The sequence below is a fragment of the Kribbella sp. NPDC104218 genome (assembly GCF_055584105.1).
On the sequence record NZ_JBVJMQ010000002.1, the window covers coordinates 559,162 to 581,346 of the forward strand.

14 protein-coding genes and 1 other RNA gene are annotated in these 22,185 nt (G+C 69.3%); 8 read left to right on the forward strand and 7 right to left on the reverse strand.

Going from position 1 to position 22,185, the window contains the following annotated elements:
• The first annotated feature begins 45 nt into the window (after positions 1 to 45).
• A complete protein-coding gene (locus ACZ6ZD_RS18605) occupies positions 46 to 615 on the forward strand; it encodes a peptidylprolyl isomerase (protein WP_465673635.1) in 570 nt (189 codons plus the stop codon).
• On the opposite strand, the gene glnA is transcribed toward ACZ6ZD_RS18605, so the two are convergent.
• The gene (gene glnA / locus ACZ6ZD_RS18610; protein WP_171670618.1) at positions 612 to 1,952 is read right to left on the reverse strand and encodes a type I glutamate--ammonia ligase; all 1,341 of its coding nucleotides are present in this window, start codon (positions 1,950 to 1,952) and stop codon (positions 612 to 614) included. The genes ACZ6ZD_RS18605 and glnA overlap by 4 nt on opposite strands.
• Before the next feature lie 116 nt (positions 1,953 to 2,068).
• Between glnA and ACZ6ZD_RS18615 the strand changes: the two genes are divergently transcribed.
• Positions 2,069 to 2,476, forward strand: coding sequence for a hypothetical protein (locus ACZ6ZD_RS18615; RefSeq protein ID WP_465673638.1), 408 nt, complete (start codon positions 2,069 to 2,071; stop codon positions 2,474 to 2,476).
• Here ACZ6ZD_RS18615 and ACZ6ZD_RS18620 read toward each other — a convergent pair.
• From ACZ6ZD_RS18620 to ACZ6ZD_RS18630, 3 genes are read right to left on the reverse strand one after another with little or no spacing between them, the layout of a single operon-like run.
• Complete coding sequence (locus ACZ6ZD_RS18620) at positions 2,402 to 3,322, reverse strand: hypothetical protein (protein ID WP_465673640.1); 921 nt, start codon at positions 3,320 to 3,322, stop codon at positions 2,402 to 2,404. The two genes, ACZ6ZD_RS18615 and ACZ6ZD_RS18620, sit on opposite strands and share 75 nt — an antisense overlap.
• On the reverse strand, positions 3,319 to 3,777 hold the full coding sequence (locus ACZ6ZD_RS18625) for a hypothetical protein (RefSeq protein WP_465673642.1): 459 nt from the start codon (positions 3,775 to 3,777) through the stop codon (positions 3,319 to 3,321). Before ACZ6ZD_RS18625 ends, ACZ6ZD_RS18620 begins: the two co-directional genes overlap by 4 nt.
• Before the next feature lie 8 nt (positions 3,778 to 3,785).
• A complete protein-coding gene (locus ACZ6ZD_RS18630; protein WP_465673644.1) occupies positions 3,786 to 4,940 on the reverse strand; it encodes a DUF418 domain-containing protein in 1,155 nt (384 codons plus the stop codon).
• 105 nt (positions 4,941 to 5,045) lie between these two features.
• Here ACZ6ZD_RS18630 and ACZ6ZD_RS18635 point away from each other — a divergent pair, with 105 nt between their 5' ends.
• Entirely contained in the window at positions 5,046 to 6,818 is a 1,773-nt protein-coding gene (locus ACZ6ZD_RS18635) for an NAD+ synthase (RefSeq protein ID WP_465673646.1), read from the forward strand.
• A 164-nt stretch (positions 6,819 to 6,982) separates the two neighbouring features.
• Positions 6,983 to 8,941: a 3-methyl-2-oxobutanoate hydroxymethyltransferase gene (gene panB, locus ACZ6ZD_RS18640; RefSeq protein WP_465673648.1), complete on the forward strand. Its 1,959-nt coding sequence runs from the start codon at positions 6,983 to 6,985 to the stop codon at positions 8,939 to 8,941.
• A gap of 11 nt (positions 8,942 to 8,952) precedes the next feature.
• Here the strand turns inward: panB and rnpB are convergent.
• Both rnpB and ACZ6ZD_RS18650 read right to left on the reverse strand, forming a co-directional pair.
• Positions 8,953 to 9,352: RNase P RNA component class A (gene rnpB / locus ACZ6ZD_RS18645), an RNA gene on the reverse strand.
• Between the two features lie 8 nt (positions 9,353 to 9,360).
• A complete protein-coding gene (locus ACZ6ZD_RS18650) occupies positions 9,361 to 9,729 on the reverse strand; it encodes a DUF952 domain-containing protein (RefSeq protein WP_465673650.1) in 369 nt (122 codons plus the stop codon).
• Between the two features lie 142 nt (positions 9,730 to 9,871).
• Between ACZ6ZD_RS18650 and ACZ6ZD_RS18655 the strand changes: the two genes are divergently transcribed.
• From ACZ6ZD_RS18655 to ACZ6ZD_RS18670, 4 genes are all read left to right on the forward strand, one after another.
• On the forward strand, positions 9,872 to 12,679 hold the full coding sequence (locus ACZ6ZD_RS18655; RefSeq protein ID WP_465673652.1) for a fascin domain-containing protein: 2,808 nt from the start codon (positions 9,872 to 9,874) through the stop codon (positions 12,677 to 12,679).
• Between the two features lie 13 nt (positions 12,680 to 12,692).
• Entirely contained in the window at positions 12,693 to 15,506 is a 2,814-nt protein-coding gene (locus ACZ6ZD_RS18660) for a carbohydrate-binding protein (RefSeq protein ID WP_465673654.1), read from the forward strand.
• An 8-nt stretch (positions 15,507 to 15,514) separates the two neighbouring features.
• The gene (locus tag ACZ6ZD_RS18665) at positions 15,515 to 16,642 is read left to right on the forward strand and encodes a ThuA domain-containing protein (RefSeq protein ID WP_465673656.1); all 1,128 of its coding nucleotides are present in this window, start codon (positions 15,515 to 15,517) and stop codon (positions 16,640 to 16,642) included.
• A 69-nt stretch (positions 16,643 to 16,711) separates the two neighbouring features.
• Positions 16,712 to 18,178: a S10 family peptidase gene (locus ACZ6ZD_RS18670; protein WP_465673658.1), complete on the forward strand. Its 1,467-nt coding sequence runs from the start codon at positions 16,712 to 16,714 to the stop codon at positions 18,176 to 18,178.
• Positions 18,179 to 18,220: 42 nt separating this feature from the next.
• Here ACZ6ZD_RS18670 and ACZ6ZD_RS18675 read toward each other — a convergent pair whose 3' ends face one another.
• Entirely contained in the window at positions 18,221 to 22,144 is a 3,924-nt protein-coding gene (locus ACZ6ZD_RS18675) for an RICIN domain-containing protein (RefSeq protein ID WP_465673660.1), read from the reverse strand.
• Positions 22,145 to 22,185 lie beyond the last annotated feature (41 nt).

A 22,185-nucleotide genomic window follows, 5' to 3' on the forward strand; every position in this document is an offset into this window, starting at 1 on the left:
ACACACTCTGTTGCGAGTCATGTACTGAGTGTTACGGTCGTGCGTATGCGTCTCTGGAAGCGAGCAGTAGCCGTCGTCCTGGTCGCCGCAGTTGTCCTGGTCCTGGAGAGCTGGGTCGCGCACGCCTCGCCGGCGATGTTCAAGAACTGCACCTACACGCGGACCGACGGCGGCGACGTCCGGCCGCCGTACTCGCTGGCGCCGCTGCTCGGCACGGTGAAGGTCACGGTCGTCACCGATCGGGGCACGCTGGAGCTCCGCCTCGACCGGAAGAACGCGCCCTGCGCGGTGCACAGCTTCACGCACCTCGCGCTGAACCGCTACTACCACGGGACTCCGTGCCGCACCCGGGCGATCCTCGAGTGCGGCACGGGCCGGGCCGGCTTCACCTACGCCACCGAGCTCACCGGCGAGGAGCATTACCGCCGGGGTGTGGTTGCCGTCAGCAATGACGGCGCCAGGAACGGCGGCGACTTCTTCGTCGTGCACGACGTGCACGGCGCCCCGGCCGGCTCCACGATCATCGGCGCCGTGAGCAACGGTCTCGTCCTGCTCGACCAGATCGCCGCCGAGCCGGACCGTCCGGTCCGGATCAGCGAAGTCCGGATCGGTTAGAGAACAGGCAGCAGCTTGTTCAGCTCGAAGGGCGTCACCTGGCGGCGGTAGTCCTGCCACTCGGCGCGCTTGTTCCGCAGGAAGAAGTCGAAGACGTGCTCGCCGAGGGTCTCGGCGACCAGCTCGCTCTCCTCCATCGCGTGGATGGCCTCGGCCAGGCTGCCCGGCAGCGGCTTGATACCGAGCGCCTTACGCTCGCGCGGCGTCAGCGACCAGACGTCCTCCTCGACCTCGCGCGGCAGCTCGTAGCCCTCCTCGATGCCCTTCAGCCCGGCGGCGAGCATCAGCGCGAACGCGAGGTACGGGTTGGCCGCCGAGTCCAGCGAGCGGAACTCGACCCGCGACGACTGGCCCTTGTGCGGTTTGTACATCGGCACCCGGACCAGCGCGGAGCGGTTGTTGTGCCCCCAGGAGACGAACGACGGCGCCTCGTCGCCGACCGCGAGCCGCTTGTAGGAGTTCACCCACTGGTTGGTGACGGCGGTGATCTCGGCGGCGTGGTGCAGCAGGCCGGCGATGAACGCGCGCCCGGTCTTGGACAGCTGGTACTGCGCGCCGCCCTCGAAGAACGCGTTCCGGTCGCCCTCGAACAGCGACATGTGGGTGTGCATTCCGGAGCCGGGCTGGTCGCTCAGCGGCTTCGGCATGAACGAGGCGTAGATGCCCTGGCTGAGCGCGACCTCCTTGACCACGACGCGGAACGTCATGATGTTGTCGGCGGTGCTCAGGGCGTCGGCGTACCGCAGGTCGATCTCCTGCTGCCCCGGGCCGCCCTCGTGGTGGCTGAACTCGACCGAGATCCCCATCGACTCCAGCATCGTGATCGCCTCGCGGCGGAAGTCGTTGCCGATCCCCTGCGGGGTGTGGTCGAAGTAGCCCGACGAGTCGACCGGCTCCGGCGTCGTCCCGGGGGCGCCGGCCAGCGACTTGAACAGGTAGAACTCGATCTCGGGATGGGTGTAGAAGGTGAAGCCGAGATCGGCGGCCTTCGACAGCGTCCGCTTCAGCACGTGCCGCGGGTCGGCGAACGAGGCGGACCCGTCCGGCATGTTGATATCGCAGAACATCCGCGCGGTGCCCATCGTCTCGCCGCGCCAGGGCAGGATCTGGAACGTCGACGGGTCCGGTTTGGCGAGCATGTCGGCCTCGGTCACCCGGGCGAACCCCTCGATCGCCGACCCGTCGAACCCGAGCCCCTCGGAGAACGCGCCCTCCAGCTCGGCCGGGGCCACCGCCACCGACTTCAGGAACCCGAGTACGTCGGTGAACCAGAGCCGCACGAAGCGTACGTCGCGCTCCTCGAGTGCGCGCAGTACGAACTCCTGCTGCTTGTCCATTCCGGTCCACCTCGCTCGTCAGGTTGTGCGGCCCTCACACAGTGTGCCCCGCCTCTGTTAAGCAGACGTTACGTGCTGGCCGAGACATCTGACGGGTCAGGTCATACCGTGTCCCCGTGCAAACGACGTTTCGGGTCGCTCTCGTGGTCGCGGGGATCCTCTGCCTGAGCGATCTGCTGCTGGCGACGGCGCGCTTCGTCCAGTCACTGCGCAAGCGCCGGCCGGCCGAGCGGGACGTCCTCGGACGCCGCTGGCTGCCGCTGCCCGAGATCGGGTTCGGGATGTGCGCGTTCTGCTGCCCGGGGCTGGTCGCGCTCGGGCTGACCCACCACGACGCCGACGGCCTGCCGACCCGGCAGATCCTGCTGGCCGCGTTCGTCTTCGGGTACGCCGGGGCCGTGTTGTCCCGCGTCGTCCGGACGCCGGGGCCCGGTGGACGCCGCTTCCGGCTACGCGCCGGCCTGCTGCTCGGCCTGCCCGCGATCTTCGGCCTGGTCTTCGGGCTGTCCGGCATCGCGGTGTAGCTTCCGCCGGACGAACGGCACGATCCGCTCCAGCGGCGCGAAGGCCAGCCAGCAGACGACGGTCGGCAGGAAGTGGATCAGCAGGATCGCCGTGTTCGCCGCGTGGAAGCCGATGAAGAACAGCGCGCCCAGCAGCTGCCAGCGGCCCTTCAGCCAGAGGATCACCGGCGACAGGAACTCGGCGACGAACCCGACCCACTGCATCACCTGCAGCATCCACGGGTGCAGCAGCAGCCACTCCCCGACCGGATGCGGCCGCCGGACGATCGCCCAGGTCAGAATCGCGCTGTTCGGCCAGGACAGCAGCTTCCACCCCGGACTGCGGACCTTCGCGACCCAGGACAGGAAGTACGTCGCGATCACGCTGATCTGCACACAACGGACCGCCCACCCGGCCGCCTCGGACCGGGTCTGATCGCCGTACGCCGCCGCCCCGCGCCGGGCCCCCGACACGGTCGGGAGCACCCACAGCGCGACGACCAGGGCGAGGTGGTCGTGGTCGACCTTGCCGTCGCTCATGCCGATCAGGACCCACCAGGTGAACGCCGGTGCGACGATCCAGCCGGCGACCCGCGGGAAGAAGTTCGTCGCGCCGACCAGGCAGGCCACGATCAGGACGACGTACAGGGCCGTCGTGTTGGCGACCGACGGGACGGGCAGGTGGAAGATGCGGGCCAGCAGCAGCGGCTGGTAGAGATCGGGATGCTCGCCCTTGAGCCGCGTGTCGCGGACGAACGCGTGCATGTCGAGGATGACGAACAGATAGAGGATCGTCCGCAGCCAGGCGATCCGGGCCAGCGCGATCGACGGGGTGAACCAGCCCGCGATCCGCGCGCCACGGCTCATCGGCGGACCTGCCAGGTGGCGAGGACCTCGGGAGTGGGCGGGCCGACGACCCGGCCGCCGACCAGCTTGGTGGTGTCGCGGATCAGTTCGAGCTTCAGGTACTTCGGCTGGTCGGGATGTTTCTTCGCCCAGCCGTCGGCGACCTGCTGCAGCAGCGCGGGGTTCTTCACGATCTCGCCGGTCCGGGCCTCGATCTCGGCCCGGGCGACGCCCGCGCCCTCGATGTTGAGCGGTACGTCGACCGACGTACCGGCGTCGGTCTGCGCCGTGATCCGGGTGAACGTGACCTCGGCGTCGTCCGCGACACTGCCGGCGTACTGCGACATCGGGCCGAACGGCCAGGCGTCGTCGGAGGCCCGGGCCGAGCCGTTGATCAGCAGCCCGATCCCGATCACCGCGACGGCCACCCGGATTGTCTTGCCGGCCCGTCCCAGCCGGCGATCACCGTTCGTCACCCGACGTATTAGACCACCACAGCGGTTTTCGCCCGGTAGGTGAACCGGCGGATGAGCGCCTCGAACGGCCCTCGATAGCCCTTGCGCCGCATCCATTCGGCCAGGCCGACCGTCGCCAGCCAGGTCGCGATCGCGAGCAGGGCCGTAGTCGTCGTGGTCAGTGTGTTCGACAGGTCCAGCAGATACGGCGTGAAGACGATCGTCCAGACCACCGACTGGCTCAGGTAGCAGGTCATCGACCGCTGGCCGACCGCGGCGATCGCGGTGACGAAGGGGCCGCGGGTGAGCCGGCGGGCGATCAGCACGATCAGCGCGGCGTACCCGAAACCGCCGAAGACACCGGTTGCGTCGTGCAACGGCCCGAGATAGCTGAGCGTTTCGTTACCCGGCTGCTGGATGACGCCGCCGACCACGAGCGAGACCGGCAGCGCGCCGAGGATCGTGATCGTCAGGCCGACCAGCGCCGTCGTCCGCAACAGGGTCAGGTGTTCGGCCGGACGCTCGAGGATGCGGCGCCGGCCGGCCCAGAGGCCGATCAGGAACGGAGCCACGAATCCGATCCAGCCCAGTAAGGCGATGAACGCATGCGCGCCCAGCCGATCGGCGAACTGGCCGAGCAACTCGGGCGGCACCATGGCCGGATCCGGGCCTTCGGTCATCGTCGAGAACGAGTCGCCGCTGGGCAACGCGGTGAGCACCAAGACCAGACCGGCCACGATGAACAGCCAGATGTCCTTCCAGCGCAGCGCCCAGACGCCGAGGAACAGCAGCACGCCGTACGCGCCCAAGATGTCACCGACGTACAGCAACATCGCATGTGCGAAGCCCACGACGACGAGCACCAGGCTGCGCCGCCACAACAGCTTGCGGATCGGCCACCACGCCCGGCCGCTCTCCCGCTGCCGCCGGACGATCTGCGCCACGCCGTACCCGAACAGCACGCCGAACATCGGGAACGCCCGCCCGTCCACGAAGGTCGAGATCAGGAACCCGACGCCCCGGTCGACCACGTTCCCATCGGCCGGGAACCCGCCGAACCAGCGCGTGCCGCCGACGAAATAGTGCGAGTTCGCCAGCGCGATGAACAACAACATGAAGCCCCGGGCCAGATCCGGGCCCAGCGCCCGTTCCGCGATCCCGGTCGGTCCGCCCACTGCAGTCATACCGCTCACTCAACCGCTTTCCGCGGCCGCCGTCGTCCGACGAAAGTTCCCACCCGGGCGAACCTTCGTACTGATTCAGCCCATCGAGACAGTAGGGTGCCTTTCGTGGCTCAGGTTCGGGTGGCTCTTGCTCAGTTGAATGTGACTGTCGGTGATGTGGACGGGAACACCGAGAAGATCGTCGCCTGGGTGCGGAACGCGGTCGAGCGCGGCGCGCACGTGGTCGCGTTCCCGGAGCTGGCGCTGACCGGTTATCCGGTGGAGGACCTGGCGCTGCGGGCGTCGTTCGTGGATGCTTCGCAGGTGAAGATCCGGCGGCTGGCCGAACGGCTCGCGGCCGACGGGCTCGGCGACATCGTGGTGGTCTGCGGCTACCTGGACCGCGCGAGCGGGACGGCGATGGGCGTGGACCGGCTGGGCCGGCCGAAGGGCTCGCCGACGAACGCGGCCGCGGTGATCCATCAGGGCCGGGTGCTGACCAGCGCGGTCAAGCACCACCTGCCGAACTACGGCGTCTTCGACGAGTTCCGGCACTTCGTCCCGGGGAACACGCTGCAGGTGGTGCGGATCCACGGCGTCGACGTCGCGATCGCCATCTGCGAGGACCTCTGGCAGGACGGCGGCCCGGTCGCGGTGGCGAAGGCGGCCGGCGCCGGTCTGCTGCTGGTGGTCAACAGCTCGCCGTACGAGGCGAACAAGGACGACGTCCGCGGGGAGCTGGTCACACGCCGTGCCCGCGAGGCCGGCTGCGCCCTCGCGTACGTGAACCTGGTCGGCGGCCAGGACGAGCTGGTCTTCGACGGCGACTCGCTGATCGCCGACGCCGAGGGCAACATCTTCGCCCGGGCGCCGCAGTTCGAGCAGGGCAGCATGGTCGTCGACCTCGAGCTGCCCGCCGCGACCGGTACGCCGTCCGGGTCGCACGAAGGTATCGACATCGTGCACAGCGTCATCCACGACGAGCCGCTGCCGGCGTACGAGCCGATCGCCGCCGCCGTCGCGCCGCGGCTGTCCGACGAGGCCGAGATGTACGGCGCGATCGTGACCGGCCTGCGCGACTACGTCCAGAAGAACGGCTTCAAGTCCGTCCTGCTCGGCCTGTCCGGCGGGATCGACTCGTCACTGGTCGCGGCGATCGCCTGTGACGCGATCGGCGCCGAGCACGTCTTCGGCGTCTCGAACCCGAGCGTCTACTCCAGCGAGCACTCCAAGGACGACGCCGCCGAGCTCGCCGCGCGCACCGGGCTGAACTACCGGGTGATCCCGATCCAGCCGATGGTGCAGCCGTTCCTGGACACGCTCGGCCTGACCGGCCTGGCCGAGGAGAACCTGCAGGCCCGGGTCCGGGCCGTGGTCTGGATGGGTCTGTCGAACGCCGACGGCCACCTGGTACTTGCCTGCGGCAACAAATCCGAGCTGTCCGTCGGCTACTCGACGATCTACGGTGACGCGGTCGGCGGGTACGCCCCGCTGAAGGACGTGCCGAAGACCGTCGTCTGGCGGCTGGCCAAGTGGCGGAACGCCGACGCCAAGGAACGCGGCCAGCAGCCGCCCATTCCGGAGAACTCGATCGCCAAACCCCCGTCCGCGGAACTGCGGCCCGGTCAGCAGGACACCGACTCGCTGCCGCCGTACGACCTGTTGGACGACATGCTCGACGATTACGTCGAGCAGGACCGCGGCAGCGCCGAGCTGGTTGCCGCGGGTTTCGAGACCGAGCTGGTGAGCAAGGTGATCCAGCTGGTCGACCGCGCGGAGTACAAGCGCCGGCAGTTCCCACCGGGCCCGAAGATCACCCACAAGGCCTTCGGCCGGGACCGCCGGTTGCCGATCACCAATGCATGGCGTGAGGACGCAAGGAAGGCAGCCGAGCACTGAGCGACTCCTGGCGGTACCGCCCATCCGAAGACACCCCGTGGGGCTCGCCCGTGGAACCGAGCGAGGACTCCCGCGGGTATTCCGGCCTGTCCGGCGACGACGTGACGGACCACTCACCCACGGGCGGTGGCGCTTACCCTCCGCATCGGTGGGACGATGAGGGCATGGTTGACAACTTCCTGTCGGCCGGTACCCAGGACGACGAGGAGATGCCCTCGCCGTACGGGACCGGACCGTCGAACCGGACAACCGAAGAACAGCGCCGCTCGGACTACGACAGCGACCCGTGGCGGGACCGGCCGAGTGGCCTGGGTCTCGACCCGTCGCCGTCGCTGCCGAACGCACCCCGCCAGTTCGAGCGCGGCCCGGTGCCGCAGCAGCCGTACGTGCCGAAGCCGCCGTACCTGCCCGGCTCTCCCCCGGCCCAGCCGCCGCAGCAGCAGCGGTACGCCGAGGAGCCGCAGGGCTACGGCCAGCCGCCGTACCAGCAGCAGGAGCAGAACCCGTTCCGGCCGCAGCAGCCGCCGGCCCAGCCGCAACAGCCGCCGCAGAACCGGCAGGCCAGCCCGTTCGCCCCGACGAACGGGAGCAACGGCGTCCCGCCGAACCGGCAGGCGCCGAGCGGTCCGCCGCCGCAGCAGCAGTCGGCACCGCGCCCGCCCGCGCCACCGGCGTCCAACGGGTCGGCCAATTGGAGCAGCCCGGCTCCGACCCCGATGCAGAACGGCTCGGCCCAGACGAACGGCCTGAGCCAGCAGCCGCCGACGAGCTACGGCCAGCCGCCGGCCCAGCCGGCCACTCACCCGCCGGCGCATCAGCCGAGCGCGCTGACGGGTGTGCAGCCGATCATTCCGCCGCAGCCGCCGTCCCAGCAGCCGATTGAGCCGCCGCAGCAGCCGGTCCAGCAGCGACCGCCGCAGCCGCCGGCGCAGCCCCAGCAGTTGGTCCAGCCGCAGGTGGCGCAGCCGAGTCCGCAGCCGCCCACGGCTCAGCCGGCACCGCAGCCTGCGCAGAACCCGGCTCCGGCTCCGGCGGGTTCGGACAACAGCTATCTGTCCGACCCTAGCGCGGAGTACGAGAGCGACACTCCGGTCAGCGAGCCCACGAGTGAGCGGCGCGTCGGCGCCCGCCGCCGTGCCGACGTCCAGCAGGACGCACCGAGCCAGGTCGCGCTCGACCACGTCGCCTCGCACCGCGCCGCGCGCCGGGCCCAGCCCGCCGCGAGTACGGCGTCCGAGAGCGCACCGGCCACGCCCGCCGAGGGCCGTCCGGCCGCGAACCGGCCCGCCGAGGGCGGCGGTTCCGGTGACGGCCCGGCCAGCGGGACCCCGCGCCGGTACCGCGTCCACCACCTGCGGGACATGAAGAACCGCGGCGAGAAGTGGGCGATGCTGACGGCGTACGACCAGTACACCGCGGAGATCTTCGACCAGGCCGGCATCCCGGTGCTGCTCGTCGGCGACTCGGCGGCCAACAACGTCTTCGGCTACGACACCACGCTCCGGGTCACCGTCGACGAGCTGATCCCGCTGGCGCGCGCCGTCGCGAACGCCGCCGACCGCGCGCTCGTCGTCGCCGACCTCCCGTTCGGCTCCTACCAGGCCTCCCCCGAGCAGGCCTTCCACACCGCCGTGCGGTTCATGAAGGAGGCCGGCGTCCACGCCGTCAAACTCGAAGGCGGGCGGACCGTCGTCCCAATGGTCGAGAAGCTGACGCAGTCCGGTATCCCGGTGATGGCGCACATCGGCTTCACCCCGCAGAGCGAGCACAGCATCGGCGGCTACCGCGTCCAGGGCCGCGGCGACCAGGCCGCCGGCCTGATCGACGACGCCGTCGCCCTCGCCGAAGCCGGCGCCTTCTCCCTCGTCCTCGAGATGGTCCCCGGCGACGTCGCCGCCGAGATCACCAAACGCGTCCCCATCCCCACCATCGGCATCGGCGCCGGCCGCGACACCGACGCCCAGGTCCTGGTCTGGCAGGACATGGCCGGCCTGCGCTCCGGCGCGATGCCGCGGTTCGTCAAGCAGTACGCCGATCTGCGCGGCATCCTCACCGGGGCCGTCACGGCGTACGTCGCCGATGTCGCGTCGGGCGCCTTCCCGGGAGACGAGCACACCTTCTGAGCCGGGAGTTGGGAACGGGTCGGTCTGTAAGCCGGATTCTGTGATCGGCGATCATCCATCTACGGCGGCTGTTGCCAGGCGCCTCCAGCAGCCTACCCGCGAGCTCGGGCGGGCAGCCCTCGAACGCTCGCGCGGACGACGGTTGCCCGGCGTCCTTCTTGGCCTTGCTCCACGTGGGGTTTACCGAGCCTCCCCAGTCACCTGGGGAGCTGGTGGTCTCTTACACCACCGTTTCACCCTTACCCGCACCTGGATGAACCACGGGGTTCATCCAGGCCGCTGGCGGTCTGTTCTCTGTGGCACTGTCCCGCGGGTTGCCCCGGGTGGGCGTTACCCACCACGCTGCCCTGTGGAGTCCGGACTTTCCTCGGCGGCCACTCGCGTGACCGACGCGATCGCCCGACCGACCCGTTCCGGGATCAGGATACGGCTTGCGGGCTGACGTCCGGCCATCGGCCGTCGGCGGCGCGCTCGTAGCGGCGGACGTCGACGACGGCGTCCAGGTTCAGCGGGCCGTAGATGTGCGGGAAGCTGATGCCGATCCCGTCCAGGTCCTCGTCGCACAGGGCCGAGACGAGGCGCTCGGTGTCGATCACCAGCAGGTCGAGGGCGCCCTCGACATCGGCGTAGACGAAATTCGCCACCAGCGCGACCTGGTCGTGCCGGGCGGCGTGGATGAAGGTCGCGCCGTCGTCGAGGGACTTGCCGCGCGTCGACCAGCGGTAGCAGCCGGCCGCCTGGGCCGCCGCCCACTGGTCGGGGAGCGCGAGGTGAAAGATCGTCGCCATGGGCACAGATTAGAACAAGTTACTTCGGATGGTCGCCCAACGAAGTCTTGACGTGACGCTCCGGGGCAGGAAACATCCGATAGCACCCAGGGTTCGCCCGCACCCGGCCGATGGGTCCGCCCCGCACCATCAGTGAGGTCCGATGCACTTCCCAGTGCGCTCACGCCTGCCCAAAATCCGGCCGAAACTCCGCATCCTGCTCTGTCTGGCCCTGATCGCCGCCGTCCTGCCCGCACCGTCGGCTCAGGCGGCGCCCGGCACCACGGCCTGGCGCGACGGCGCGTTCGCCGTCGACACCCCGAACGTCGTCCGGCGCTCGGACGTCGTCCTGCAGCGACCCAACCCGGCGCCGGCCGACTCGCTCCCGCTGGGCAACGGCGCCCTCGGCGCGGCCGTCTGGGCCGCCGACGGGTTCACCGCCCAACTCAACCGCACCGACACCTTCCCGGACCGCAAATCCCTTGGCCACTTGGTGATTCCGGGCCTGTCCCGGCTCACCGGCGCGGCCGACTTCAGCGCGAGACTCGATCTGTACGACGGGATGCTGCGGCAGTCCGGCGGCGGCATGACCGCGACCGCGTTCATCCGGGCCGACACCCAGCAGCTCGTCGTCGACGTCACCGGCGCCGACCCGAACAGCACCCAGATCGCTCAGGTGAAGCTCTGGTCCGGACGGGCGCCACAGGCCCGAGCCGTCGGCAGTACGGCGGCGCTCGCGGAAATATGGGTCGACAACAACGGCGCCGGCGCGTCCGGCCGTACCTTCGGCTCGCTCGCCGGCATCAGCGCCGGCGGCCGCAATGTCGTTGCCTCCACCCCCAACAACCTGACCGCACAGGTCAGCTTCCAACCGAACGCCAACGGCTCGTTCCGGGTCGTCGTCGCGGCGCCGGCCTGGACCGGCGGCGACTCGATCGCCACCACGAACAACGTCCTGAACGGCGCCACGCAGGGCGAGGTCCGCGCTGCCCATCTGCAGTGGTGGCACAACTACTGGAGCTCGGCGGGGCTGATCAAGATCAGCTCACCCGACGGGACCGGCGACTACGTCGAGAACCTGCGGACGATCTTCCTGTACGCGAGCGCGGCGCAGAGTCGCGGCGTCCTGCCCGGCTCCCAGGCCGGGGTCGCGGATCTGTTCACGTTCTCGCAGGACAAACGGGACTGGTACCCGGCCGGCTATTGGTTCTGGAACCTGCGGATGCAGGTCGCGGCCAACCTGGCCGCCGGACTGCCGGCGCTGAACGACCCGATGTTCCGGCTCTACCTCGACAACCTGGACGCGATCGCCGCCTGGACCAGCGCGCACATGCCCGGCAAACAAGGGCTTTGCGTCCCGGAGACGATGCGCTTCAACGGCAACGGTACCTACAACGGCGGCAACGACAACGCGTCCTGCGACTCGACCATCCCGCCGATGTGGAACTCCCTGAACGTCACCACCGGCGCCGAGGTCGGCCTGTGGGTCTGGGAGCACTACCGGATGACCGACGACCGGTCCTTCCTGCAGGCGCACTACCCGCTGATCAAGGGCGCGGCGCAGTTCCTGCTGTCGCATGCGACGACAGGTGCCGACGGCAAGCTTCACACCCGGTCGAACGCCCACGAGACCCAGTGGGACGTCACCAACCCGGCGACGGATGTCGCGGCGATGCAGTCGTTCTTCCCGGTCGCCGTCCGGGCCGCGCAACTGCTCAACGTCGACGCGGCGCTGGTCAACCAGCTCAACGCCGCGATCCCGAAGCTGCAGACGTTGCCGCGCACCGACACGGCAACCCAGCAACAGCTGCTGACCCCGGCGGACGACGCCAACGGGACGACGATGATCGGCCCGTCCACCCAACCGGCCGCGCAACGCCGCAACTTTGAGAACATCGGTCTGGAAGCGGTCTGGCCGTTCAACCTGATCGGTGACAACTCGGCCCTCGGACGCCGTACGTACACCGCACGCAGCTACGTCAACAGCCACACCTGGAGCTACGACGCGCTGCACGCGGCCCGGCTCGGGCTGGCAAACGACGTGAAGACCGCGCTACTGGCCGCGATCCGGCAGTTCCAGGTCTACCCGTCCGGGATGGCGAGCTTCACCGCCCAACAGGCATCGGAGCCGTACATCGAACACTCCGGCGTCCTCGCGATCGCCGTACCGGAGGCACTGGCGCAGGACTACGACGGCCTGTTGCGGATCGCACCCGCCTGGCCGAGCGACTGGACCGGTGAAGGGACGGTTGCCATCGGCCACAAGTCGAAGGTGCACGTCCAAGTCAGCGGCGGGGCGCCGACCACGGTGGCGATCAGCTCCGGGGCCGACCAACAGCTCGCCGTCCGGAGTCCATGGCCCGGGCAGAGCGTGACCGTCCTCGACGGCCGCACCCGCGCGGTCGTCGTCCCGGCGCAGTCCAGCGCTACGTTCACGATTCCGGCGCAAGCCGGCCGGTCCTACCTGGTGGAGAAGACCGGATCCGCAGTCCAGCCGTTCGAGGCTCTCACCGGGACGCCGGCCACTGTCGCCCGGCGCTACGACCGGGTCTCGATCGGGTTGCCCAAGGCAACACCGGGCAACGGCACGATCAGCCTGCGCGCCCGCGCCAACGGCAAGTACGTGACGGCCGGCACCGGGACGCCGCTGATCGCGAACAGCACCACGATCGGTACCTCGCAGCAGTTCGAGCTGACCGACCTCGGCAACGGCAACGTCTCGCTGAAAGCCAAGGCCAACGGCCTGTACGTCGCCGCCGACGACGCCGGGGCAGCTCCGCTGCTCGCGAAGAACGCGGCCGTCGGCTCCTGGGAGACCTTCCAGCTGATCCGCAACGGCGACGGCACGGTCAGCTTCCGCGCACAAGTCAACAACAACCTGGTCTGCGCCGAGAACGCCGGCGCGGCCGCCCTGATCGCCAACCGAACGGCGATCGGCCCCTGGGAACAGTTCGACCTGATCAACAACTGAAGGAGCAAGCCATATGACCAGGAAAGGTGTCCGGCGGATCTCCTTGCTGATCTCCGCCGTGCTGACCGCGACACTCGGCCTGACCGCCTCCACGGCGGTCGCCGGTTCCACGATCCCGCCCGGTGACTACCAGCAGATCTCGCTGGCCAGCGGCGCGAACGAGCTCGGCGAGCCGATGTCGCTCGCCGTGCTGCCGAACCGGTCGGTGATCCACACCGCCCGCGACGGCTCGGTGCGGATCACCGACGTGAACGGCGCGACGTCGCTGGCCGGGAAGCTGAGTGTCTACACGCACGACGAGGAAGGTCTGCAAGGTGTCGCGGTCGATCCGAATTTCGCGACGAACCGCTTTGTCTACTTGTACTTCTCGCCACAGCTGAGTACGCCGGGCGGTGACGCGCCGACCGAGGGCACGCAGTCCACCTGGGACACCTGGAAGGGTGAGCTGCACCTGTCCAGGTTCCTCCTGAAGACCGACAACACCCTCGACCTCGCCAGCCAGAAGATCATGCTGCGGGTCCCGAACGACCGCGGTCAGTGCTGTCACGTCGGCGGCGATATCGACTTCGATGCCGCTGGCAACCTTTATCTGACCACCGGCGACGACACCAACCCGTTCCAGTCCGACAGCTACACGCCGATCGACGAGCGGTCCAACCGGAACCCGCAGTTCGACGCGCAGCGGACGTCGGGGAACACCAACGACCTGCGCGGCAAGGTGCTCCGGATCAAACCGCAGGCCGACGGCAGCTACACGATCCCGGCCGGCAACATGTTCGCGCCCGGCACGGCGCAGACCCGGCCGGAGATCTACGCGATGGGTTTCCGGAACCCGTTCCGGATGAGTGTCGACAAGGCGACCGGCATCGTCTACCTCGGCGACTACGGGCCGGACGCCGGCGTCACCAACCCGAACCGCGGGCCGAACGGCCAGGTCGAGTTCAACCGGATCACTGCCCCCGGCAACTACGGCTGGCCGTACTGCACCGGCCTGAACACCAGCACCGAGACCTACAACGACTACGTCTTCCCGAGCGGCCCTTCCGGCGCGAAGTTCAACTGCGCCGGCGGCCCGACCAACAACTCACCGCGCAACACCGGTCTGACCACGCTGCCCCCGGCCCAGCCCGCCTGGATCCGGTACGCCGGTGACGCCGGTACGCCGCCCGAGTTCGGCACCGGCTCGGAGTCCCCGATGGGCGGCCCGGTCTACCGCTTCGACGCCAACCTCAACTCGCCGGTCAAGTTCCCGGCCTCGCTGAACGGCCGCTACTTCGCCGGTGAGCTCGGCCGCCGCTGGATCAAGGCGATCGAGGTGACCGGAACCGGCGGCGTCGGCGATATCGGCGCGTTCCCCTGGACCGGCACGCAGGTGATGGACATGGCGTTCGGTCCGGACGGCGCGCTCTACGTCCTCGACTACGGCACCGGTTCGAACAACCAGGCGCTGTGGCGAATCGAGTACATCGGCGCGCAGAACCGCAACCCGATCGCCAAGGCGGCCGGGACGCCGACGTCCGGCGGACGGCCGTTGACGGTGAACTTCTCCTCGGCCGGTAGCTCCGACCCCGAGGGCGGCGCGCTGACGTATCGCTGGACCTTCGGCGACGGCGGCACCTCGACCCAGGCCAACCCGACGTACACCTACAACACCGCCGGCAACTTCACCGCGACGCTGACCGTCACCGACCCGACCGGCCTGACCGGATCGGCGAACGTCCAGATCAGCGTGGGGAACACCGCGCCGACGGTCACCCTGCAGACACCGGCCGACGGGCAGCTGTTCTCGTTCGGCGACAACGTGCCGTTCCAGGTGACCGTCACCGACCCCGAGGACGGGACGATCGACTGTTCCCGGGTCAAGGTGACCTACCTGCTCGGGCACGACTCGCACGAACACGAGATCACCGCGAAGAACGGCTGCAGCGGATCGATCGACGTCCCGGTGGACGGTGAGCACGACCCGGCGGCCAACGTGTACGGCGTCTTCACCGCGTCCTACACCGACAACGGCGGGCTGACCTCGGTCGACAAGCACAAGCTGCAGCCGCGGCACCGGCAGGCCGAGCACTTCGGCGCGCAGTCCGGTATCCAGCTGGCCGACCACGCGCCGGCCGAGGGCGGCAAGACGGTCGGGTACGTCGACAACAACGACTGGATCTCGTTCCAGCCGTATGTCGTCGGTAACGCGACGTCGTTCACCGCGCGCGTCTCGTCGGGCGGAGTCGGCGGCACGCTCGAGGTCCGGGTCGGCTCGCCGAACGGCACTCTGCTCGGCAGCGCCGCCGTCGCACCGACCGGCAGCTGGGACACGTTCGTCAACGTCAGCGGGAACCTGAGCAACCGGCCGTCCGGAACCACCACCCTGGTGCTGGTGTTCAAGGGCCCGACCGGCGGGAACCTGTTCGACCTGGACGCGTTCACGCTGAACACGACCGGCTCCGGCGGGACGACGACCGAGGGTGAGGCGTTCACGTCGCAGTCCGGCGTCCAGCGCGCGCCGCACACCAACGCGAGCGGCGGAGCGACCGTCGGCTACATCGAGAACGGCGACTGGGCCGGGTACTCGCAGGTGAGCACGGCCGGGATGCGCGGCTTCACCGCGCGGATCTCGTCCGGCGGCGCCGGCGGCACGCTCCAGATTCGCGCGGGCTCGGCGACCGGGACCCTGCTCGGGTCGGTCGCCGTCCCGGTCACCGGCGGCTGGGAGAACTTCCAGAACGTCTCGACCACGCTGAACGGCTCGGCGAGCGGGCCGCTGTTCCTGGCCTTCGTCGGCGGCGCGGGAAATCTGTACGACGTCGACACCTTCACCGTCACCCCTTGAGGAGCATCATGACCACCTTCTCCCGACGTACCGCACTCATCGCCGGTGGCTTGATCGTGGCCGGCCTGAACACCGAACTGGCGTGCGCGGCGGCGCCGTACCAGGTGCTCGTCTTCAGCAAGACGGCCGGCTTCCGGCACGACTCGATCCCGGCCGGGATCCAGGCCATCCGCGATCTCGGCGCGGCGAACGGGTTCACGGTCACCGCGACCGAGGACGCCAACGCGTTCACCACGGCCGGGCTGGCGGCGTACAAGGCCGTGGTCTTCCTCAGTACGACCGGAGATGTGCTGAACGCCGCGCAGCAGACGGCGTTCGAGTCGTACATCAACGGCGGCGGCGGGTACGTCGGCGTCCATGCGGCGGCGGACACGGAGTACGGCTGGCCCTGGTACGGGCAGCTGGTCGGCGCGTGGTTCCACAGCCACCCGCACATCCAGCAGGTCACCGCCCGGGTCGAGGACCGCACGCATCAGTCGACGGCGCATCTCGGGACGACCTGGGTGCGGTCGGACGAGCTGTACAACTACGGGACCAACCCGCGGCCGAACGTGCGGGTGCTGATCAACCTCGACGAATCCACCTACAGCGGCGGCAACATGGGCGACCATCCGATCGCCTGGTACCACGCCCAGGGCTCGGGCCGCTCGTTCTACACCGGCTTCGGGCACACGATCGCGTCGTACTCCGAGCCCGCCTTCCGGCAACACCTGCTGGGAGGCATCCAGTACGCCGCGGGCGCCACCTCCACTCCCCCGGTGATCCCGATCGAGGGTGAGGCGTTCACGTCGCAGTCCGGCGTCCAGATCGCTCCGCACAACGGCGCGACCGGCGGGCGGACGCTCGGCTACATCGACAACGGCGACTGGGCCGGATACTCGCAGGTGAGTACGGCGGGGGCAACACGGTTCACCGCGCGGATCTCGTCCGGCGGCATCGGCGGCACCATCCGGGTCCGCTCGGGCTCGGCCACCGGGCCGATCCTCGGATCGGTCGCCGTCCCGGTCACTGGCGGCTGGGAGAACTACCAGACCGTGACGACCGCGTTGACGGCGTCCGGCACCGGTGCGCTCTTCCTGACCTTCAGCGGCGGGTCGGGCGCGCTGTTCGACGTCGACAACTTCTCGCTGAGTTAGGAGCTGGTGTACGGCGGCCCGGAGGCGGTCCGGGTCGCCGTACACCTGAGGTCGTTTAGGGTGCCTGACATGGCGAACGACGAGAGCACCGAGACCACGAAGCCGGCCGCGCCGACCGACGACCTGGTGGCCACCCGGCACAGCGTGACGATCGGCGGGCAGGAGCTGCACTACACCGCCACGACCGGCCGGATCGTGCTGCGTGAGGAGGTGCTCACCGACGGTAAGTCGGAGGGCTTCCAGCCGAAGGCCGAAGTGTTCGTGACGGCGTACACGCTGGACGACGCCGACGCGGCGGAGCGGCCGGTGACCTTCGCGTTCAACGGCGGGCCGGGGTCGTCGAGTATCTGGCTGCACCTGGGGCTGCTCGGGCCGCGCCGGGTGGTTTCGGGTGACGCGGGGTCGGTGGCGGCGCCGCCGTACGAGCTGGTCGACAACGCGGAGAGCCTGCTGCCGTACACCGACCTGGTGTTCATCGACCCGGTCTCGACCGGGTACTCGCGGGCCGTCGAGGGTGAGAAGCCGGGTGACTACCACGGCTTCACGCGGGATCTGGAGTCGGTCGGCGAGGTGATCCGGCTGTGGACGTCGCGGCACGGACGCTGGATCTCGCCGAAGTTCCTGGCCGGCGAGTCCTACGGGACGACCCGCGCCGCCGGGCTGGCCGATCATCTGCAGAGCCGCTACGGCATGTACCTGAACGGCGTGATGCTGATCTCCGTCGTCCTCGAGTTCGGCACGCTCGACTTCTACGCCGGGAACGACCTGCCGTACACCCTGTTCCTGCCGACGTACGCCGCGATCGCGCACTACCACGGCCTGATCCCGGACCGGACCCTCGACGAGGTGATCGCCGACGCCGAGCGCTTCGCGGCCGGCCGCTACCCGAATGCGCTTGCCCAGGGCAATCGAATTCCCGCGGACTACCGGGCCGAGGTCGTCACCCGGCTGGCCGAGCTGACCGGCCTGTCCGAGGACTACATCGACCGCGTCGACCTGCGGATCGAGCACCAGCGCTTCTACACCGAGCTGCTCCGCTCCCAGCGCCGTACCGTCGGCCGCCTGGACGGCCGCTTCCTCGGCTGGGAGCAGGACTACGCGATCGATGCCAGCGGCAAGGATCCGTCGTTCGCCGCGATCATCGGCCCGTACGCCGCCGCCCTCAACCACTACGTCCGCGCCGAACTCGGCTACAGCAACGACCTGCACTACGAGACGCTCAGCTCGGACGCCGCGAAGAACTGGTCGTTCAAGGAGTTCGAGGGCGCCCAGATCACCGTCGCCGACAAACTCGCCGACGCCCTGCGCACCAACCCGCACCTGAAGATCCACGTCGCCTCCGGCTACTACGACGGCGCCACGCCGTACTTCGCCACCGAGCACACCCTCGCCCGGCTCAACATCCCCCGCGACCTGGCCGCCAACATCGAGGTCAAGTACTACCCGGCCGGCCACATGATGTACGTCCACGAACCGTCCCGCATCCAGCAAGCCGCCGACCTGGCCGCCTTCATCCAAGCCGCCTCCAACCGCTGACCGACAATCGGCCCGGGCCACCCTCGGCCCGGGCCGATCCGGCTAGAACTGCCGCAACTCGAAACGCTGGCAGGGACCGCTCCAGTAGTCCCACAGGATGAGCCGGGTGCCTTCGGCCGGCTCACATCCGGAGACATCCATCGACTTCCCCGACCTGGTCTGGATCATGCTCCAGGCGGTAGGGCTCTTTTCGTCGCCTGGTGCCTTCTCGACCCGCCAGCGCTGACAGGGCGAGTCCCCTTCGGGCTGGGTATGGACGTTCCCGAGGTTCTGGACCGAACAGCCGAGGACGTCGATCACCTCCGACGTGCTCGGGTCCACGATCGTGTAGACGTCGTCACCCAGCGGCTTGAACTCCCACTGCTGACACGGGCTGGTCGGAATCCAGTGCCAGATCCGCATCGGCGCCTCGGGGTCCTGCTGCGAGCAGTGCTCGACGTCGAGCACGTTGTCAGTGTGCAGCGGCCGGATCCGATGCTTGCCGGTCAGCTGCGAACCGTTGAAAGCCGGGCGCAGGAACCACTGCTGACCGCCGTCCTCGGCACAGGTCTTCTGGTACGGCGCATGGTCACCACGACCGTTGACGCCGGTCCCCAGGCACTTGTCACTGTGCGCGAATCGCAGCCGGACGACGGCGTCGTAGCTGGTGCCTTCCAGGTACTCCAGTTGCACCTGCTGATTGCCGCGCCCAGTGCAGACCCACTGCACGAGCGGCACGTCGTCCGCCGTGGACTGGTTGCCGATGTCGAGACACCGCGGCTTCGGGTCGGACCGGACGCCGCTGCGGTGCACGGTGTGCAGTTCGTACTGCGTCGTCCCGGCCACCTCGTTGATCCGGAACCGCTGGTTCAGCCCGCCGTTGCACTCCCATTGGACCAGCTCGGCCGGATCGGCCTGAGCCGAGTCGAACACATCGAGGCACTTACCGGTCTGCCGGTTCACCAGCTCGTACGTACGGCGCTGGATCGTCACCTTCGCCCCGGTGTTGGCCCCGACTCCGGGCTCGGTCCAGACCCGGACCGGGTCCGCGAACGCCGTCCCGGACGAGGTGAGCGTGTAGACCTCCCGACCGCCGCCCGGCAGGGTGTGCACGAGGGCGACGTCGTCCTTGCCGTCCCCGGTGAAGTCACCGCCGCGCAGCTGCACCTTCGCCGGATCGAACCGGTCCGGCTGCCGCCACCACTCGGACGGTGTGAGCCGGGTACCGGTGGATCGGAAGACCCGCAGCGCGGTGTCGGAGTTGCTGTGCTCGTAGACCGCAACGACGTCGTCCCGGCCGTCACCGTCGACGTCGGCCGCGGTGGTCATCGACTTCTCCCAACAATGCCCGCCGTCCCCGCTGTCGAACAGCGGTGCGTCCGCGGCTTCGAAGCCGACGCCGGTCGAGCGGAACAGCAACGTGCTCGTCCGGCAATTGCCGAGGTTCCGCTGGTCGACCAGATCGTCGCGGCCGTCGCCGTCGACATCGGCCAGCACCGGCGCGCTAAGCGACCACTCACCGCCGTTGGCCGGTACCCGCACCCAATCGACCGGCTGACCAGGCTGCGCGCCCCGGAAGACCATCGCGCGCCAGCCACCATCGAGCGTGTTGACCTGGACGACCAGATCCGCCTTGTTGTCCCCGTCGACCTCGCCGGCCAGCAGCCGCGCACTGCTCAACCCGAACGCGCCCCGCTCGCTCAACCAGCTCGGCGCGGCCGCACTGAAGTACTGGTTGCGTTCCCAGCGGAACACCCGCAACTCGATCGCCCGGCCGGCGAACTCGCGCAGCATCGCGACGTCCTGCCGACCGTCCCCGTCGAAGTCGCCCTGGGCGCTGCGGGTGGTGTTGAGCCCGTAGCCGCCGCCTTCGTCACTGTCCCAGTTCATACTCGCGGTGGCGAATCCACCGCCCGGCTTGCCGGCCAGGTTCCAGATGCCGGTCCGTTCGTTGCCATGGTCAAGGACCGTGACGATGTCGGCCCGGCCGTCGCCGTCCACGTCACCGCGTTTCAGCGGCGGCAGCGTGGTCAGCTTCGTCGCCAACGGCTTCCAGGTAGCAGCCGTCGGGCTGGTGTTACCGGCCTTGTCGACCGCCTTCACGTAAACCGTCGGAGCCTCGGGCTGACTCGCCACGTCCTTCTGCCACAGGCTGATCGGCAGCTGGGCGCTGCCATCGGCGCCGGCCTTGATGCGCTGGTTCACCTTCCCGCTCTCGAAGCCGTAGACGTACTCGACGACGTCGGTGTCGGTCGCGGCCGGCCGCAGCTGGATCATCCCGACGGTTCGGGCCGGGACGCCGCGGTCACCCTTCGGGTAGTCCTGGGAGGCGAGCTGCGCCGTGCCCGGACGCCGGCTGTCGATCTGGAAGTAGCAGCGCTGACTCTCCGGACCTTCATCGACAGTGTCGTGACTCCGCGCGACGTAGTAGTACGGCACATCCTCGGCCAGCGCCCCGGCCGGCACCGGCGACCACGAGAACGCCGTACCGGACGTCGTCAGCGTCGGCGACGTCTCGTACGCCACCTGCCCGTCAGCCACCCGCCGCACGGTCAGCTTCGTATTCACGTTCTCGTTGTCCGGATCAGCCACCACAGCCCGAAACTGCGGCTCCGGCGTCGCGATCATCGCCGGCGCCGCCGCCGTCCCACAGCTCCGCACCCCCCGAATCCCCACCTCCCGCGGCACCCGCGGCACGTTGTTGTAGGTGATCACCAGCCGGGCCGTCTCGGCGCGGAACTTCTTCCATTGGAAGTTGTTCCCTTCGTCCGCCGCCTTGAGGCCCAGCGTCACCGATTCGAGCCGCCCGTCCGCGGCCCGTTGCACGACCTGGTTCAGCGCCGCCGACTTGAACTCCATCTCGTCGTCCGGTTGCTCCGAGTACGACGCTCCGCTCTGGACGTCGAGCGCCGGCTCCCGCCAACTGTTCCGGGTGCGGTTCCAGGTGACGTTGTCCTCCCGGCGGATCTCGTCGGTCTCGTGCAGCGCGGCCGGGGTCGGCGTCCGGCTCGGCGAGTGGTGCAGGGTGATGCTGAACGTGACGTCCTTGATCCGGGCGCCGCCGACCAGGTCGGTCTTCATCCGGAAGAAGGACCGGTAGCGGACGGCGCGATCGTAGGAGAACCCGACCTTCGCCCCCTCCTCGCGATCGCGATCCCAGTACGGCGTGTCGGCCGACATCTCGTTGACATGGGTCCACAGGTACTGCCAGCTCGACCAGGTCGGGTCGATGTACAACGGGAACCGGTCGGCCGGAGCATTCAGCAGCCGCTGGTCCGGCTCGACGAGGAGGTCACGCCCGTCCTTGGTCGTCGGTAACTGGGCGTCGGCCGCGGAACTGTCCCACATCGCCGCCTTCCCCGCGGCGAACACCGTCTTACCGGCCGCGTTCCTGGCCACCGACGTACCGTCCGCCCGCGTCTGGAACGACAGTCCGGTACCGCTCATCGGGAACCGGATCCGGCGCAGCGCCGGGTTCTTCGCGGCCGCCGGCGTCTTCACCACCAGCACCTGCGAGAACCCGGCCACCTGCGCGCGCAACCGCAGGTCAACCCCCGGATACACCTCCGGATAGGTCACCGTGTCCCCATCGACCCGCGGCTTCGGCAGCTTCCCCTTCCAGCCCATCCGCAACGTCGTCTTCTCGTTGCTCAACGCAACCATCGGATCGTCCCCGCCGGCCGAGAACCGCACCCCCGCCACCGCAGCCTTCGGCCGCACCGCCCCATCCGGTCCAACCTCCAGCGTGGTGTCAACCGGCACCCAGCCCTTCCCCTTGCGAACCCGAACCGGCTCCACATACTCCTCCAGCACCTTCTCCCCGCTCGGCTTCACAAACACCCGCCGAGTCTCGCTCCGCTCCCCCACTACCTCAACCAGTTCCGCCGCCGGCGCCTGCTCCCCCACCGCCGCAACCGGCGCCACCCCCAACGCCCCAGCCACCAGCACCCCAGCAACGCCAAGCCCAACCCACCGCACTCGCCTCATCACTCCTCCTCTCCTCAACCACCGGTGGCCGGCCCCGAAGA